The sequence below is a fragment of the Halomonas terrestris genome (genome assembly GCF_049166755.1).
Classification (GTDB): Bacteria; Pseudomonadota; Gammaproteobacteria; order Pseudomonadales; family Halomonadaceae; genus Halomonas.
In genome coordinates this window covers 17,075-33,231 of record NZ_JBMHFZ010000015.1, presented here as the reverse complement: position 1 = coordinate 33,231, position 16,157 = coordinate 17,075, and the positions used below count along the sequence as shown (strand labels likewise).

Sequence of the window (16,157 nt, the reverse complement as noted above, 5' to 3'; positions counted from 1 at the left end):
TCGGACTCCTCAGGACGGCGATGATGGGTCGAAACGGTAATAGCGCTCGATGGCGCCGCGGGTGATGATACCGGAAATCCGCTTCTGCTTCGGCCGGTGTCCGTGCTCCACGTAGAGGGCGTCCACTGCCTGGTCGTTGAGCCGGGCGAAGGCCTCGGAGAGGGTCGCCTGCAGGTGGATCGGCGCCATCTCCAGGCGCAGGCCGGGGATCTCCAGCAGGTCGAGGAGTTCCCCCGCCTCATGCTGCTCCCCGCCGTCCGGCACGCTGTGCCCCATCAGCCAGCGTGCCAGGTCGGCGGCCTTGAGGGCCAGGGTCGGCTTGTCATCGGTGGAACGCTCGATCAGCACCCAGACCGGATTGGACTCGAGCAGGGCCTGGGCCTGGTCGCGCGTCACCATGCGCGGCGTCCGCACCAGGCTGCGCTCCATCACCGCGGGTACCGAGACGCGGGAGAGGGCCTGCATCAAGGGTTGCTGAAGCGGATGCAGGCCGTGGCGGGTGACGCTGATGAAGAACCCGTCGCAGCGACACAGCTGTCGGGTCGTGAGCCCCGACACCACCACGGCCAGCATGCCGGGCAGGATGATGTTGGGGTTGTGGGTCAGTTCGAGCAGCGCCATCAGCGCCGCCAGCGGCGCCTGGAGTACCGCGCCCATCATCGCCGCCATGCCGAGCATCGCATAGAGCCCGGGGTCGGCGGCCTTGTCCGGCCACAACCAGCCCCCCGCCAGCCCGGCCAGGGCACCGGCGGCGGCCCCCACCACCAGCACCGGGCCGATGATACCGATGGGAATGCCACTGGCCACGGTGATCGCGGTGAGCAGCAGCTTGGCCACCACCAGCGCCAGCAGCACGTCGACGGCCAGCTCACCGCTTAGCGAGGCCGCCAGGCTGTCGTAGCCGATGCCCTGCACCTCCGGGTACCACCAGGCCACGCCCGCCGTGGCCACCGCCACCAGCCCAAGCCGCAGCCACACGGGCAGGTCGATGATCCGCGAGCTCTTCGCCACATGGATGAAGAGGCCGGCCAGCAGCCCGATCACCAGGGCGGAGATCACGATCCAGGGCAGGTTGAACATCGACCCCAGGCTCACCGTGGGGACCTGGAAGGCCGGTTCCGAGCCGTAGACCAGCTGCGCCACCACGGCCCCCATGGTCGAGGCGAGGATCACCGGCATGAAGCCGGCGATGGTGTACTCCATCATCACCACTTCCATGGCGAAGATGACACCAGCGATGGGGGTGTTGAAGGAGGCCGAGATGCCCGCCGCCGTGCCGCAGGCCACCAGCACCCTCAGGCTGTTGTGGGGGAGCCGCAGCTGCTGGCCCAGGCCGCTGGAGGCGGCCGCCCCCAGGTGGATCGCCGGCCCCTCGCGGCCGGCGGAGAGCCCACCGAGCACCGAGACCACCCCGACCCACCACTGGTTGAGCCAGTTGCGCAGCGGAAAGCGCCCCTGGTGGTAGGTCAGTCGCTCGATCACATGGCCGACGCCGAGCTTGCGTGCCGCCGCCGGCTGGCGCCACAGCAGCAGCCCGATGATGGCCACCGCCACCATCGGCAGGACCGCACGCACCGCGCGGGAGAGTCCCTCGAAGGCCTCGGAATCGCCCCCCGGCATGAAACCCAGGGCCCCCAGATCGAGCAGCAGGCGGAACCCCACCATCAGGCCCCCGGTGATCAGCCCCGAGAGTACACCCAGCACGCACAGCTGGGGCAGGGCATCGACATTGGCCAGCTGGCGGCGGAAGCCTTCCAGGCTGAGGTCAGGGAGCGAGAAGCGCGGCACGGCGACGATCCTGTTCATCCGGTTCCGGAGGGCGGCCTGGGTAGGCCCCCCCTCTCTTGTGTATCATAAGCGTCATCGGAGGTCCCGGCTGCGCGTGCGTTCGACGCAGCGTCCACGCCGCGGCCACAGGCTCGTCAGGCCATCTGGAAGGAGTACATCGTGATCAAGGTCGGAATCGTCGGCGGCACCGGGTACACCGGGGTCGAACTGCTCAGGCTGCTGGCCCAGCACCCCGAGGTCGAAGTGGAGGCGATCACTTCCCGATCCGAGGCGGGCATGCGCGTGGGTGACATGTACCCCAGCCTGCGCGGCCACTACGATGACCTGGCCTTCAGCGAGCCCGATACCGAGCGCCTGGGCGCCTGCGATGCGGTGTTCTTCGCCACGCCCCACGGCGTCGCCCACGCCCTGGCCGGCGAGCTCCTCGACAAGGGCACCCGGGTGATCGACCTCTCGGCGGACTTCCGCCTGCGCGACGCCGAGGAGTGGGCGGAGTGGTACGGCCAGCCCCACGGCGCCCCGGCGCTGCTCGACGAGGCGGTCTACGGCCTGCCGGAGATGCACCGTGAACGCATCCGGACGGCGCGCCTGATCGCCGTGCCCGGCTGCTACCCCACCGCCGTGCAGCTCGGCCTGCTGCCGCTGCTCGAGGCCGGCCTGATCGACGTCGACCGGGTGATCGCCGACTGCAAGTCCGGCGTCACCGGTGCCGGCCGCGGCGCCAAGGTACCCTCGCTGCTCGCCGAGGCCAGCGAGTCGATGAAGGCCTACGGCGCCGGCGGCCACCGCCACCTGCCGGAGATCCGCCAGGGGCTCGGCGACGCCGCCGGGAAGCCGGTCGGCCTGACCTTCGTGCCCCACCTCACGCCGATGATCCGCGGCATCCACGCCACCCTCTACGGGCGGCTCACCGCCGAGCCGGACGACCTCCAGGTGCTGTTCGAACGGCGCTTCGCCAACGAGCCCTTCGTCGACGTGATGCCCGCCGGCAGCCACCCCGAGACGCGCAGCGTCAAGGGCGCCAACATCTGTCGCCTGGCGGTGCACCGCCCCGGCGACGGCGACACCGTGGTGGTGCTCGCGGTGATCGACAACCTGGTCAAGGGGGCCTCCGGCCAGGCGGTCCAGAACCTCAACCTGATGTTCGGCTTCGCCGAGAACGCCGGCCTCGCCGCCCCGGCGCTGATGCCCTGATCCCACTCCCCCGAACATTGAGGGCGCCAAGGGGAGGTCGCAGAGGAGGTCACTCCCACAAAAGTTGACCCTTTTGCTGGGGATTGGGGATAATGGCGGGTCGAATACTCCATTTCCCTTAAGGGAGCTCTTCCATGAGCGGTGCCGAATCCTTCGTCCCCACCCCCTTGATGCTGTCGGACAGCGCCCGCGCGCGTCTCAAGGCATTGATCGAGGAAGAGGACAACGCCGAGCTGAAACTGCGGGTCTACGTGACCGGCGGCGGCTGCTCGGGCTTCCAGTACGGTTTCGACTTCGCCGATGAGGTCGCCGAGGATGACACCCTGATCCCCTTCGGCGATGTCGCCCTGGTGGTCGACCCGCTCTCCTACCAGTACCTGGTCGGCTCCACCGTGGACTTCGAGGAGGGCCTCGCCGGCGCCCGTTTCCTGGTCCAGAACCCCAATGCCACCACCACCTGCGGCTGCGGCGCCTCCTTCATGGTCTGAGCCCCCGGCCCCCCGACTTGACGCTCTGGGGGATTCTCGCCAAGGTTGAAAGGGCGAATCCCACCAGAACAGATCCAAGAACGGGGAGCCTCATGAACAGATCCTCCATCGCTTCACCGCTGCTGAAGCAATCCGCACTGGCCGCCACCCTGGCCATGGGTCTCGGCCTCGCCGGCAACGCCATGGCCGAGACGCCCACCGTCAAGGTCGTCACCGACCCGAGCTTCGTTCCCTTCGAGATGATGGATCCCGATACCGGCGAGATGATCGGTTTCGACATGGACATGATCAACGAGATTGCCGAACGCGCCGGCTTCGAGATCGACCTCACCACCATGGAGTTTGCCGGGATCATCCCTGCCGTCCAGACCGGCAGCCAGGAGATCGCCATCGCCGGCGTGACCATCACCGAGGAGCGCGCCGAGATCGTCGACTTCTCGGACCCCTACTACGACTCCGGCCTGCGCATCATCGTGCGTGCCGACAACGACAGCGTCGAGACCATCGAGGATCTCGAGGGCATGTCCATCGCCACTCGTATCGGCTCCACCAGCTACGACTTCCTCGAGGAGACGCTGGGCGATCGAGCCGATATCACTCCCTATCCGGGCAACAGCGACATGTACATGGCCCTGTTGGGTCGCAACGTGGATGCCGCCTTCTATGACGCCCCCAACGTCGCCTACTTCTCGCAGACCCGTGGCGAGGGCCGCACCAAGGTGGTGGGACCGCTCTACGAGGGTCAGCAGTACGGCATCGTCTTCCACAAGGGCAGTCAGTGGGTCGAGCCGGTGAACGAGGCACTGGCCGAGATGCGCGAGGACGGCACCTACGCCGAGTTCTACGAGAAGTGGTTCGGTGAAGCGCCGAGCGACGATTGATCGACCAGACGGCCTGAGCGCCCCGCCACTGCGCGGGGCTCGAGCGGGGCCGGGCGGCATGACCTCCCGGCCCCGTGCCGTTCCCGGCTCCCCGACATTCCGGAGAATCCCTCGTGGAAGTGACCTTTCAATTCGACTGGGCGGCGGCCTTCCGCTCGATTCCCCACCTGTTGCCGGGCATTCCCTGGACCCTGCTGATCTCCTTCGGCGGCCTGGCCATCGGCTTCATCATCGGCATCATCTTCGGCCTGCTGCGCATCAGCCCGGTGCGCTGGCTGCGCTTTCCCGCGATCCTCTACATCGAGGTCTTCCGCGGCACCCCCATCCTGGTACAGGTGCTGTTCATCTTCTACGGCCTGCCACAGCTCCTCGGCGGCCCCATCAACGCCCTCACGGCCGGCATCGCCGCCATCGCGGTCAATTCCGGCGCCTATATCTCCGAGGTGGTGCGCGGCGGGGTGCAGTCCATCGAGCGCGGCCAGCGTGAAGCCTCGCTGTCACTGGGGCTCTCCCGCACCCAGGCCTTCCGCTACGTGATCTGGCCCCAGGCCTTCCGGCGCATGATCCCGCCGCTGGGGAACCAGGGCATCATCAGCATCAAGGACACCTCGCTGTTCTCGGTGATCGGCGTCGGCGAACTGGTCCGCCAGGGGCAGATCTACATCGCCACCACCTTCACCGCCCTCGAGGTCTACCTCATGGTGGCCCTGCTGTACCTGGCCATCACCTGGAGCCTCTCCATCGCGCTGCGCATGCTCGAGCGACGGGGCCTGGTCGGACAATGAAGGGGAGTTCCGGTACATGACACAAGGCAACACCACATCCAAGGCCATCGTGCTGATGGAGAAGGTCAACAAGCACTTCGGCAGCCTGCACGTGCTAAAGGATATCGACCTCGAGATCCAGCCCGGCGAGGTGGTCGTGGTGATCGGCGCCAGCGGTTCCGGCAAGTCGACCCTGATCCGCTGCATCAATGGCCTCGAGGAGTTCCAGCAGGGCCATATCGAGGTCGACGGCAACGAACTGCTGCCGAATGGCAAGAGTGCCAGGGCACTCCAGAGGATCCGCACCGAGGTTGGCATGGTGTTCCAGCAGTTCAACCTCTTCCCGCACCTCAGCGTGCTCGACAACGTCATCCTGGCGCCGATGAAGGTGCGCGGCTGGAGCCGGACGGATGCCATCGAGACCGCCGAACGGCTGCTCGAGCGGGTGGGCATCTCCGACCAGAGCGCCAAGCACCCCGGCCAGCTCTCCGGCGGCCAGCAGCAACGCGTGGCGCTGGCCCGGGCACTGGCCATGGAGCCTCGCCTGATGCTGTTCGACGAGCCCACCTCGGCGCTCGACCCGGAGATGATCGGGGAGGTCCTCGATGCCATGCGCGAGCTGGCCAAGGAGGGCATGACCATGGTCATCGTCACTCACGAGATGGGATTCGCCCGTGAGGTGGCCGATCGCGTCATCTTCATCCACCAGGGCGAGATCGTCGAACAGGGGTCACCCGAGAAGCTCTTCGATACCCCGCAGAATCCACGTACCCAGCACTTCCTGTCACGGGTACTCAAGCACTGAATCCTGCCTGATCCGACGTCCTGGAGGGCCCTGTCGCTATCGACAGGGCCTTTTTTTCGCCTGTGGACAGAATTCCTTCACAATCCTTCTCCACTGTCCTGCAGCCCCCGTCATCGGCGGCTTTGCTGCGACCGCGAGAGGTTGTTCACAGTCGCGGGCACAAGCCGGGTATCCCGCGGTGGACAAGCGGTGTTCGACTCCCGCTGTGGGCAAGTCGCCATTCCATCCACAGGCTGACGACCGCCTGTCCGCAGCCTGCCGGCGCCTTGTCCAGCTTTTGGTCAACAATGCATCCTGTTGATAAAGATAGGGAAAAACAGGTTATCCCCGGATTTTGTCCACACCAGTAGTAACTACCACAACAGAACTTCTTTCTTTTATTCTGTTTTAACTGATTGGCAGTAAGGTCGGGATGGTCGCTGGGTGGCCCGGGTGTGGAAAACCCTGACGATTACCCACAGGGGGTTTATACTGCCGGGCTGATTCGGACTCACTTTCCGACCACCCAGCGACCACCGGTATCAACGACATCGGCGCCGCGGCGCCAAACGAGGTGCACCTTGGAGTATCCCGACCGCTTTGACGTGATCGTCATCGGCGGCGGCCATGCGGGAACCGAAGCCGCCCTGGCCTCCGCCCGCATGGGCTGTCAGACCCTGCTGCTGACCCACAACATCGAGACCCTCGGCCAGATGTCCTGCAATCCCGCTATCGGCGGGATCGGCAAGAGCCATCTGGTCAAGGAGATCGATGCCCTGGGCGGTGCCATGGCGCTGGCCACCGATCTCGGGGGAATCCAGTTCCGCGTGCTCAACGCCCGCAAGGGGCCGGCGGTGCGGGCCACCCGCGCCCAGGCCGACCGGGTGCGTTACAAGGCCGCCATCCGCGGTCTCCTCGAGAACCAGCCCAACCTGACGCTGTTCCAGCAGGCCGCCGGTGACCTGATTGTCGATGGCGACACCGTTCGCGGTGTGGTCACCGAGACCGGCATCCGCTTCATGGGGGAGACCGTGGTCCTGTGCACCGGGACCTTCCTCGGTGGGGTCATCCACATCGGGCTGGACCGGAGTCGTGGCGGTCGCGCCGGCGACCCGCCCTCCAACGCCCTGGCCCAGCGACTGCGGGCCCTGCCGTTTCGCGTCGACCGCCTGAAGACCGGCACCCCGCCGCGCATCGATGCCAAGAGCGTCGATTTCTCGGTGCTGGAGGCCCAGCCCGGCGACACGCCCACGCCGGTGATGTCCTACCTGGGCAGCCGCGAGATGCATCCGCGTCAGGTGAACTGCCATATCGCCCACACCAACCCGGGCACCCACGAGCTCATCCTCGCCAACCTCGACCGGTCGCCCATGTACTCGGGGGTGATCGAGGGCGTCGGGCCGCGCTACTGCCCGTCCATCGAGGACAAGGTGCATCGCTTCGCCGACAAGGCGAGCCACCAGGTGTTCATCGAGCCCGAGGGCCTCGATACCCACGAGCTCTATCCCAACGGCATCTCCACCTCGCTGCCCTTCGACGTGCAGCTGCAGGTGGTCCGCTCGATCGAGGGCCTCGAGAAGGCCCATATCACCCGGCCCGGTTACGCCATCGAGTACGACTTCTTCGACCCGCGGGACCTGAAGCACTCGCTGGAGACCAGGTTCATCCACAACCTGTTCTTCGCCGGGCAGATCAACGGCACCACCGGCTACGAGGAGGCCGGCGCCCAGGGACTGCTGGCCGGGCTCAACGCCGCCCGCCGGGCTCGTGGGCTCGACGCCTGGTGGCCGCGCCGCGACGAAGCCTACCTGGGCGTGCTGGTCGACGACCTGATCACCCTGGGGACGAAGGAGCCCTACCGCATGTTCACCTCGCGGGCCGAGTACCGGCTGCTGCTGCGGGAGGACAACGCCGACCTGCGCCTCACCGAGACCGGTCGCGAGCTGGGCCTGGTCGATGACGCCCGCTGGGAGGCGTTCAGCGACAAGCGCGAGGCGATCGAGGCCGAGAGTGCCCGGCTCAGGGCCACCTGGGTGCAGCCCGGAAGCCCGGCCGCCGCGCGGGTGGAGGAGAAAACCGACAAGCCGCTCGCCCGGGAGTACAGCCTGATGGACCTGCTCAGGCGTCCCGAGCTCGGCTACGGCGACGTGGCCGGACTCGTCGGCGAGCCGGTGACCGACGACACGGTCGCCGAGCAGGTGCAGATCCAGGCCAAGTACCAGGGCTACATCGATCGCCAGCAGGACGAGATCGATCGGCTCAAGCGCCACGAGGCCATGCCGCTGCCCGCCGACCTCGACTATGACCGGGTCGAGGGGCTCTCCCACGAGATACGCCAGAAGCTCGCCGAGGCTCGCCCCGAGACACTGGCCCAGGCCTCGCGTATCTCCGGCGTGACCCCGGCGGCAGTGTCTATCCTGCTGATCCACCTCAAGAAGCGACGGCTCCTCGATGACAGTCGGGTGGCCAGCGCATGACGGCAGTCCTGGATTCAGCGGTCGAGAGCCGCCTCGTTCGCGGCCTGGCGGCACTGTCCGTCAGCGTGGATGACGAGCAGCGACGTCGCCTGATCGGCCTGCTGGCGCTGTTGCACAAGTGGAACCGCGCCTATAACCTCACCGCGGTACGCACCCCCGACGAGATGGTGACCCGACACCTGCTCGACAGCGCCACGGTGCTGCCCTTCGTCACGGGCCCGCGGCTGCTTGACGTGGGGTCCGGGCCGGGGTTCCCGGGGCTGGTGCTGGCGATCCTCAGGCCGGAACTCGCGGTCACGCTGCTCGACAGCAATGGCAAGAAGGTACGCTTTCAACGCCAGGCCGTGCTGGAATTGGGGCTGACCAATGTCACACCGGTGCAGGCCCGGGTCGAGGCATTCGAGGGCCACTTCGACCAGGTCATCTCGCGGGCCTTCGCCAGCCTGGGTGACTTCGTCGCGCTGAGCGGGCATCTGCTCGCCCCCGGGGGCCAGTGGCTGGCCATGAAGGGGCCGGCGGTGGAGGATGAGCTGGGCGGGCTGCCCGAGGGGGTCGCGACGATCGCGCGCCACGAGCTGACGGTGCCCTTCGAGAGCGGTAGCCGTCGGCTCGTGATCCTCGAGCGCCAAGGTTCCACCCCAGGCCGCCCCTGAGGCGTCCCCCACCATGGACGCGGATAAAAGGAAGTCGCTCGTGACCAAGATAATCGCCTTGACCAACCAGAAGGGCGGCGTGGGCAAGACCACCACCGCTGTCAATCTCGCCGCCAGCCTGGCGGCCCTGGACCGTCGTGTGCTGCTGGTCGACCTCGATCCCCAGGGGCATGCCACCATGGGCAGCGGTGTGGACAAGCATTCGCTCGACGGCAGCGTGCTCGACGTCCTGCTGGGTGAGCGGCGCTCAGCCGAGGTGATCCTCGACTGTCCGGCGGCGGGCTTCGCCCTGCTGCCGGGCAATGGCGACCTCACCGCGGCCGAGGTCGAACTGCTCGACCGCAACGAGGGTCGCGAGCGCTGCCTGGTCGAGGCGCTCTCCGACGTGGCCGGCGAGTACGACGTGGTGCTGATCGACTGTCCGCCGTCGCTCAACATGCTCACCGTCAACGCCCTGACCGCGGCCAATGGCGTGCTGATTCCGCTGCAGTGCGAGTTCTACGCCCTCGAGGGGCTCTCGGCGCTACTCGACACCGTCGAGCAGATCAAGGACAGCGTGAACCGGGATCTCGAGATCTTCGGCATCCTGCGCACCATGTTCGACTCGCGCAACAGCCTCACCCGGGACGTCAGCAAGCAGTTGCGTGACTACTTCGGCGAGGCCCTGCTCAAGACCACCATCCCGCGCAACGTGCGGGTCGCCGAGGCGCCGAGTCACGGTCTGCCGGTGACCAAGTACGCGCGCTTCTCGCGGGGCAGCCAGGCCCACCGGGTGCTGGCCAAGGAACTGATCCGCCGGCTGTCACTGTAGTCCGAGCCTTGTAACTCGCTGTGATGAGGGAAAGTCGATGACGCGTAAACGCGCCCTGGGGCGTGGCCTGGATGCCCTGATCGGTGCCAATGCCCGCCGCCGCGAGAGCCTGGATCTGCCCGAGGTCGCCATCGAGGGGGACGAGGAGCCCCAGGTGGCGCAGGCCCCCGATGCCGGCGAGCGGCTGGAGCGCCTGCCGCTGGGCCAGCTCACCCGGGGCAAGTACCAGCCGCGCCGCGATATCCAGCCCGAGGCGCTGGAGGAACTGGCCGACTCGATTCGCGCCCAGGGCGTGATGCAGCCCATCGTGGTGCGCCCCACCGGCGAGGATCGCTACGAGATCATTGCCGGCGAACGTCGCTGGCGCGCCGCCCAGCTGGCGGAGCTGGACGTCATCCCCGCGGTGATCCGCGAGGTCAGCGATCAGGTGGCACTGGCACTGGCACTGATCGAGAACATCCAGCGGGAGAATCTCAACCCGGTGGAGGAGGCGCTGGCCCTCAAGCGTCTCCTCGAGGAGTTCGAGCTGACCCAGCAGCAGGCGGCCGATGCCGTGGGTCGCTCCCGCGCCCAGGTGGCCAACCTGCTGCGCCTGCTCTCTCTCGACCCGGAGGTCCAGACCCTGCTCGAGCGCGGCGACCTGGACATGGGACACGCCCGGGCGCTGCTGGCGCTCTCCGGGGCCAGGCAGCGCAAGGCGGCCCACGAGGTGGTCAACAAGGACCTCACCGTCCGCGACACCGAGGCGCTGGTCAAGCGGATGGCCGCCGGCGAGCCGCGCAAGGCCGAGAAGCCGGCGGCCAGCCCGGACGTGGCGCGGCTCGAGACGCGCCTGGGCGAGCTGCTCGGCGCGCCGGTGAAGATCCAGCACGGACGCGGCGGCAAGGGACGGGTCACGATCCGCTACGCCAGCCTCGACGAGCTCGACGGCATTCTGGAGCACATCCGCTGAGTCGAGCGGGTCGGCAGCCTGTCGACAATCTCTGCACCTTTGGTCGAAAAGTGAGCGGTGAAGAGGCGAAATCGGCGGCGTGTCGGTTGAAGGCCGGGGGGGGCTTCCCTATAATCCGCGGTGGTTTGCCCGCACCCTGGGGTGTGGCACGTCATGACACGCAGTTCGGCAGCGGAACCGGCAACATGCACAGAGCTTCTGCCGCCCGGCGGCGACCGGCATTTCGCCGCCTGCTGGTGGCCCAGGGGCTCGTGGTCCTGGTCATGGCGCTGGTGGCGAGCGTGGTATCGGGAGTCGATGCCCTGATCTCGACTCTCGCCGGTGGCCTGGTGTGCCTGGTCCCCCAGCTGTATTTCACCTGGCGGCTGGGCAGCGTGCGAGGCGGTCGGCAGGCAAGACGTTACGTGTCGAATTTCTACCGCGCCGAGGCGGGAAAGTTCGGTTTGACGGTGGCGCTGTTCGTGGTGGTCTTCATCACAGCGCCCCCCTCAAACCCGATTTTTTTCTTCAGCGCATATGTGGCGGCACTCTTCGTGCACTGGCTGGCTCCCTGGCTGCTGCGTGAAAGGCCGACCCCCTGAACCGAGGTAATCACCGCATGGCAGCAGGTAATGAAGTCACGGCGACGTACTACATCCAGCACCACCTACAGAACCTGACCTTCGGCTATCACCCGCAGAACGGCTGGTCGCTGGCCAGCAGCTCCAGCGAGGCGGCCGAGATGGGCTTCTGGGCGATCCACCTGGACACCATGGGCTGGTCCATCGCCATGGGGCTGCTGTTCATCTGGCTGTTCCGCAAGGCCGGCAAGCTGGCCACCACCGGCGTCCCCGGCGGGCTGCAGAACGGTGTCGAGATGGTGATCGAGTTCATCGAGAACCTCACCCGCTCCGCCTTTCACGGCAAGAACCCGGTGATCGCGCCGCTGGCGCTGACCCTGTTCATCTGGATCCTGCTGATGAACAGCCTCAAGATCCTTCCCGTCGACTACTTTCCCGAGCTCTTCGCCCGCCTCGGCGTCGAGTACATGAAGATCGTGCCCACCACCGATCCCAATGCCACCCTGGGCATGGCTCTCGGGGTCTTCTTCCTGATCATCTACTACAGTATCAAGGTCAAGGGGGCCGGCGGCTTCGCCAGGGAACTCTCCCTCACGCCCTTCAACCACTGGTCACTGATCCCCTTCAACCTGGTACTGGAAATCATCGGCCTGCTGGTCAAGCCGCTGGGTCTCGGCCTGCGTCTTTTCGGCAACATGTTCGCCGGTGAGGTCATCTTCATCCTGATCGCCCTGCTGCCCTTCTGGGCCATCTGGCTGCTGGACGTGCCCTGGGCGATCTTCCACATCCTGGTGGTCACCCTGCAGGCCTTCATCTTCACGACGCTGTCGATCGTGTACCTGAGCGCCGCGCACGAGCACCACTGAGACCCGAGCAACGCTTGCAACTCAATCAACCCTTAACCCCTTGAAAATCAACTCGTAATCAGGAGTACTATCATGGAAATGGTCTACATTGCTGCTGCCATCATCATCGGTCTGGGCGCTCTGGCCACCGGTATCGGCTTCGCCCTGCTGGGCGGCAAGCTGCTCGAGTCCACCGCGCGCCAGCCGGAACTGGGTGACCAGCTGCAGACCAAGACCTTCATCATGGCCGGCCTGCTCGATGCCGTGCCGATGATCGGTGTCGGTATCGCGATGTACCTGATCTTCGTCGTCGCCGGTTAACGACAGCACCGAGCGCCCTGCGCTCGGTTTGCTTGTTTCCGGTCGCCACGAAACTGTCAGAGGTACATCCCTGTGAATATCAACATGACGCTTATCGGGCAGACGATCGCCTTCGCGATCTTTGTCTGGTTCAGCATTAAGTACGTGTGGCCGCCGATCAGCAATGCGCTTCATGAGCGCCAGAAGAAGATCGCCGATGGCCTCGACGCGGCCAGCCGTGCTACCCGAGACCTCGAGCGTGCCCAGGAGCAGGCTTCCGAGACCCTGCGCGAAAGCAAGGAGCAGGCCTCCCAGATCCTCGAGCAGGCCCACAAGCGGTCCAACCAGATGATCGAGGAAGCCCGCGAACAGGCCCGTGCCGAGGGCGAGCGCCTGGTGGCGAGTGCCCGCGCCGAGATCGAGCAGGAAATCAATCGCGCCAAGGACGAGCTCCGTGCCCAGGTGTCGACACTCGCGGTTTCGGGTGCCGAGCGTGTCCTGGAGGCCTCCATCGACGAGAAGGCGCATCGCAAGCTGCTCGACAAGCTTGCCGCCGAACTGTGAGGAGGTGACCCATGGCGGAAACGTCTACCGTCGCTCGACCCTATGCCAAGGCGGCATTCGAGTACGCGCGCGATCACCAGGTGCTGGATGACTGGGCCGAGTGGCTCGAGAAGCTGGGCCAGGTCGTGGCGAGCCACGACGTCCAGAAGCTGCTCACCAGCCCGAGGCTGAACACCGAGCGCAAGGTGGCCCTGGTCATCGAGGTGGCGGACGTCGGCGTCGATGACGCGGCGCGTCGGTTCCTCGAGGCGCTGGGCGAGAAGGGGCGCCTGTCGGCCCTGACCGCCATCGCCGAGCAGTTCGAGCGGCTGCGCGCCGATCACGACAAGCGCGTCGACGTCACCGTGGTCTCGGCCTTCGCGCTCGACGACAAACAGCAGCAGAAGCTCGCCGGTGCGCTCAAGAAGCGCCTGAATCGCGAAATCTCCATTACCACTCAGGTGGATCCGAAGCTTCTCGGAGGCGTGATCCTGCGCGCCGGCGATACCGTCATCGACGGGTCGGTGCGCGGTCGATTGAACCGCCTCTCCGAAGCCCTTACCGCCTGAGTCTGAGGGACATGGCATGCAGCAACTGAATCCTTCCGAGATCAGCGACATCATCAAGCAGCGGATCGAGAAGCTTGATGTCGCATCCGAAGCCCGTAACCAGGGCACCATCGTCAGCGTCTCCGACGGCATCGTGAAGATTCACGGCCTCGAGGACGCGATGTTCGGCGAGATGATCGAATTCCCCGGCAGCATCTACGGCATGGTGCTCAACCTCGAGCGCGACTCCGTGGGTGCCGTGGTGCTGGGCGACTACCTGCAGCTCGAGGAGGGCATGACCGCGCAGTGTACCGGTCGTATCCTCGAGGTGCCGGTGGGCCCCGAACTGGTGGGCCGTGTCGTCGATCCGCTGGGCAACCCCATCGACGGCAAGGGCGACATCGACGCCAAGCAGACCGACGCGGTGGAGAAGGTCGCCCCGGGCGTCATCACCCGCCAGTCGGTCGACCAGCCGATCCAGACCGGCCTCAAGTCGATCGACGCCATGGTGCCGATCGGTCGCGGCCAGCGTGAGCTGATCATCGGCGACCGCCAGATCGGCAAGTCGGCCATCGCCGTCGACGCCATCATCAACCAGAAGGGCAAGGGCGTCACCTGCATCTACGTCGCCATCGGCCAGAAGCAGTCGACCATCGCCAACGTGGTGCGCAAGCTCGAAGAGCACGGCGCCATGGAGCACACCATCGTGGTCGCCGCCGGTGCCGCCGACCCGGCCCCGATGCAGTTCCTGGCCCCCTACGCCGGCTGCACCATGGGCGAGTACTTCCGCGACCGCGGCGAAGACGCCCTGATCGTCTACGACGACCTGACCAAGCAGGCCTGGGCCTACCGCCAGGTGTCGCTGCTGCTGCGTCGTCCGCCGGGCCGTGAAGCCTACCCGGGCGACGTCTTCTACCTGCACTCGCGCCTGCTCGAGCGTGCCGCTCGCGTCAACGCCGAGTACGTGGAGAAGTTCACCGACGGCGAGGTCAAGGGCAAGACCGGCTCGCTCACCGCGCTGCCGATCATCGAGACCCAGGGCGGCGACGTCTCGGCGTTCGTGCCGACCAACGTGATCTCGATCACCGATGGCCAGATCTTCCTCGAGACCGACCTGTTCAACTCGGGCATCCGTCCGGCCATCAACGCCGGCCTGTCGGTATCGCGGGTGGGCGGCTCGGCCCAGACCAAGATCATCAAGAAGCTCGGCGGCGGCGTGCGCCTGGCGCTGGCCCAGTACCGCGAGCTGGCGGCCTTCTCCCAGTTCGCCTCCGACCTGGACGAGGCCACCCGCAAGCAGCTCGAGCATGGTCAGCGCGTCACCGAGCTGATGAAGCAGAAGCAGTATTCGCCGCTCTCCGTGGCCGAGATGGGGGTGACCCTGTACGCCGCCAACGAAGGCTTCCTGGATGACATCGAGGTGAGCAAGGTACTGGACTTCGAGCGTGCCCTGCACGACTACATGAAGTCCGAGCATGCCGAGCTGCTCGACAGGATCAACCAGTCCGGCGACTACAGCGACGAGATCCAGCAGGGGCTGAAAGAGGGTCTCGAGAAGTTCAAGGCCACTCAGAGCTGGTAATGCCGCTGGCCCGCCCGTCCAGGGCGGGCCCTGGACATCTTCTGAGGGCCACGAACGAAGGGTAGATCGCTATGGCAGCTGCAAAAGAGATACGCACCCAGATCGGGAGCATCAAGAATACGCAGAAGATCACCAGCGCCATGGAAATGGTCGCTGCGTCGAAGATGCGTAAGGCACAAGATCTGATGAAGGCCAGCCAGCCTTACGCCCGGCAGATCCGCAACGTCGTGAGCCATATTGCCGACGCCAATCCCGAGTACAAGCACGACTACATGATCGAGCGTGACGTCAAGCGGGTCGGCTACATCGTGGTCTCCACCGACCGCGGCCTGTGTGGCGGTCTGAACGTCAACCTGTTCAAGGCCGTGCTCAGGGATGCCAAGGCGTGGCGCGACGAGGGCGCCGAGCTCGACTTCTGTGCCCTGGGCTCCAAGGCCGGCGGCTTCTTCCGCAGCTACGGGGGCAACCTCGTGGCGGCGAAGAGCGGCCTGGGCGAATCGCCCGAGGTCGAGGATCTGATCGGTAGCGTCAAGGTCATGCTGGATGCGTACGACGAGGGGCGCCTCGATCGGCTGTTCGTGGTGTACAACGAGTTCGTCAACACCATGACGCAGAAGCCGGTGGTCAGGCAGTTGTTGCCCCTGTCTCCCGACATGGGAGCGGATGCGCATCACGAGGAAAACAAGCGTCCCGGAAGCTGGGACTACCTGTATGAGCCGGATGCCAAGGCGCTGCTCGATAGCCTGCTGATTCGCTTCATCGAATCGCAGGTCTATCAGTCGGTGGTCGAGAACGGCGCCTGCGAACAGGCAGCGCGGATGATCGCCATGAAGAGCGCCACCGACAACGCCGGCGGTCTGATCGACGACCTGGAGATGGTGTACAACAAGGCCCGTCAGGCCGCCATCACCCAGGAGATCTCCGAGATCGTCGGTGGCGCCGCCGCCGTATAGCGCCAGGGGAGGGGAGACCCTCCCGGCATGCAGG

17 protein-coding genes are annotated in these 16,157 nt (G+C 66.2%); 16 read left to right on the top strand and 1 reads right to left on the bottom strand.

The window, feature by feature from the left end; translation table 11 throughout:
• Positions 1-9 precede the first annotated feature (9 nt).
• A complete protein-coding gene (locus ACOMD9_RS14205) occupies positions 10-1,788 on the bottom strand; it encodes a chloride channel protein (RefSeq protein WP_421416210.1) in 1,779 nt (592 codons plus the stop codon).
• 159 nt (positions 1,789-1,947) lie between these two features.
• Between ACOMD9_RS14205 and argC the strand changes: the two genes are divergently transcribed.
• The 16 genes from argC (at position 1,948) to atpG (ending at position 16,123) form a co-directional block, all read left to right on the top strand.
• Entirely contained in the window at positions 1,948-2,982 is a 1,035-nt protein-coding gene (gene argC / locus ACOMD9_RS14200; RefSeq protein WP_421416059.1) for an N-acetyl-gamma-glutamyl-phosphate reductase, read from the top strand.
• Positions 2,983-3,116: 134 nt separating this feature from the next.
• The gene (erpA, locus tag ACOMD9_RS14195) at positions 3,117-3,470 is read left to right on the top strand and encodes an iron-sulfur cluster insertion protein ErpA (protein ID WP_421416057.1); all 354 of its coding nucleotides are present in this window, start codon (positions 3,117-3,119) and stop codon (positions 3,468-3,470) included.
• 155 nt (positions 3,471-3,625) lie between these two features.
• Positions 3,626-4,351 (top strand): transporter substrate-binding domain-containing protein, encoded by a 726-nt coding sequence (locus tag ACOMD9_RS14190; RefSeq protein ID WP_421416207.1) that lies wholly within the window; start codon positions 3,626-3,628, stop codon positions 4,349-4,351.
• Between the two features lie 113 nt (positions 4,352-4,464).
• The gene (locus ACOMD9_RS14185) at positions 4,465-5,136 is read left to right on the top strand and encodes an amino acid ABC transporter permease (protein WP_421416054.1); all 672 of its coding nucleotides are present in this window, start codon (positions 4,465-4,467) and stop codon (positions 5,134-5,136) included.
• A gap of 16 nt (positions 5,137-5,152) precedes the next feature.
• Positions 5,153-5,920, top strand: coding sequence for an amino acid ABC transporter ATP-binding protein (locus ACOMD9_RS14180; RefSeq protein WP_421416052.1), 768 nt, complete (start codon positions 5,153-5,155; stop codon positions 5,918-5,920).
• A 560-nt stretch (positions 5,921-6,480) separates the two neighbouring features.
• The gene (gene mnmG / locus ACOMD9_RS14175) at positions 6,481-8,376 is read left to right on the top strand and encodes a tRNA uridine-5-carboxymethylaminomethyl(34) synthesis enzyme MnmG (RefSeq protein ID WP_421416050.1); all 1,896 of its coding nucleotides are present in this window, start codon (positions 6,481-6,483) and stop codon (positions 8,374-8,376) included.
• Complete coding sequence (gene rsmG / locus ACOMD9_RS14170) at positions 8,373-9,029, top strand: 16S rRNA (guanine(527)-N(7))-methyltransferase RsmG (protein ID WP_421416049.1); 657 nt, start codon at positions 8,373-8,375, stop codon at positions 9,027-9,029. Before mnmG ends, rsmG begins: the two co-directional genes overlap by 4 nt.
• A 40-nt stretch (positions 9,030-9,069) precedes the next feature.
• Positions 9,070-9,840 carry a ParA family protein gene (locus ACOMD9_RS14165; RefSeq protein WP_421416047.1) on the top strand — a complete coding sequence of 257 codons (771 nt, stop codon included), beginning with the start codon at positions 9,070-9,072 and terminating at the stop codon, positions 9,838-9,840.
• 37 nt (positions 9,841-9,877) lie between these two features.
• Positions 9,878-10,792: a ParB/RepB/Spo0J family partition protein gene (locus tag ACOMD9_RS14160; RefSeq protein ID WP_421416045.1), complete on the top strand. Its 915-nt coding sequence runs from the start codon at positions 9,878-9,880 to the stop codon at positions 10,790-10,792.
• Between the two features lie 185 nt (positions 10,793-10,977).
• Positions 10,978-11,373, top strand: coding sequence for an ATP synthase subunit I (locus ACOMD9_RS14155; protein WP_421416044.1), 396 nt, complete (start codon positions 10,978-10,980; stop codon positions 11,371-11,373).
• 17 nt (positions 11,374-11,390) lie between these two features.
• On the top strand, positions 11,391-12,218 hold the full coding sequence (gene atpB / locus ACOMD9_RS14150) for a F0F1 ATP synthase subunit A (protein WP_421416042.1): 828 nt from the start codon (positions 11,391-11,393) through the stop codon (positions 12,216-12,218).
• Positions 12,219-12,290: 72 nt separating this feature from the next.
• Entirely contained in the window at positions 12,291-12,518 is a 228-nt protein-coding gene (gene atpE, locus ACOMD9_RS14145; protein WP_089682691.1) for a F0F1 ATP synthase subunit C, read from the top strand.
• Between the two features lie 72 nt (positions 12,519-12,590).
• Positions 12,591-13,061 carry a F0F1 ATP synthase subunit B gene (locus ACOMD9_RS14140; protein WP_421416041.1) on the top strand — a complete coding sequence of 157 codons (471 nt, stop codon included), beginning with the start codon at positions 12,591-12,593 and terminating at the stop codon, positions 13,059-13,061.
• A gap of 11 nt (positions 13,062-13,072) precedes the next feature.
• Positions 13,073-13,609: a F0F1 ATP synthase subunit delta gene (locus tag ACOMD9_RS14135; protein WP_421416039.1), complete on the top strand. Its 537-nt coding sequence runs from the start codon at positions 13,073-13,075 to the stop codon at positions 13,607-13,609.
• 16 nt (positions 13,610-13,625) lie between these two features.
• A complete protein-coding gene (gene atpA, locus ACOMD9_RS14130; RefSeq protein WP_421416037.1) occupies positions 13,626-15,170 on the top strand; it encodes a F0F1 ATP synthase subunit alpha in 1,545 nt (514 codons plus the stop codon).
• A gap of 71 nt (positions 15,171-15,241) precedes the next feature.
• Complete coding sequence (gene atpG, locus ACOMD9_RS14125; RefSeq protein ID WP_421416035.1) at positions 15,242-16,123, top strand: F0F1 ATP synthase subunit gamma; 882 nt, start codon at positions 15,242-15,244, stop codon at positions 16,121-16,123.
• The last annotated feature ends 34 nt before the right edge of the window (positions 16,124-16,157 follow it).

Excerpts from the sequence above, each read along its gene's own strand:
- atpE (WP_089682691.1), top strand. The coding sequence starts at position 12,291 with ATGGAAATGGTCTACATTGCTGCTGCCATCATCATCGGTCTGGGCGCT.
- ACOMD9_RS14180 (WP_421416052.1), top strand. The coding sequence starts at position 5,153 with ATGACACAAGGCAACACCACATCCAAGGCCATCGTGCTGATGGAGAAG.
- rsmG (WP_421416049.1), top strand. The coding sequence starts at position 8,373 with ATGACGGCAGTCCTGGATTCAGCGGTCGAGAGCCGCCTCGTTCGCGGC.
- ACOMD9_RS14160 (WP_421416045.1), top strand. The coding sequence starts at position 9,878 with ATGACGCGTAAACGCGCCCTGGGGCGTGGCCTGGATGCCCTGATCGGT.
- atpB (WP_421416042.1), top strand. The coding sequence starts at position 11,391 with ATGGCAGCAGGTAATGAAGTCACGGCGACGTACTACATCCAGCACCAC.
- ACOMD9_RS14190 (WP_421416207.1), top strand. The coding sequence starts at position 3,626 with ATGGGTCTCGGCCTCGCCGGCAACGCCATGGCCGAGACGCCCACCGTC.
- ACOMD9_RS14155 (WP_421416044.1), top strand. The coding sequence starts at position 10,978 with ATGCACAGAGCTTCTGCCGCCCGGCGGCGACCGGCATTTCGCCGCCTG.
- ACOMD9_RS14135 (WP_421416039.1), top strand. The coding sequence starts at position 13,073 with ATGGCGGAAACGTCTACCGTCGCTCGACCCTATGCCAAGGCGGCATTC.
- atpG (WP_421416035.1), top strand. The coding sequence starts at position 15,242 with ATGGCAGCTGCAAAAGAGATACGCACCCAGATCGGGAGCATCAAGAAT.
- erpA (WP_421416057.1), top strand. The coding sequence starts at position 3,117 with ATGAGCGGTGCCGAATCCTTCGTCCCCACCCCCTTGATGCTGTCGGAC.
- atpA (WP_421416037.1), top strand. The coding sequence starts at position 13,626 with ATGCAGCAACTGAATCCTTCCGAGATCAGCGACATCATCAAGCAGCGG.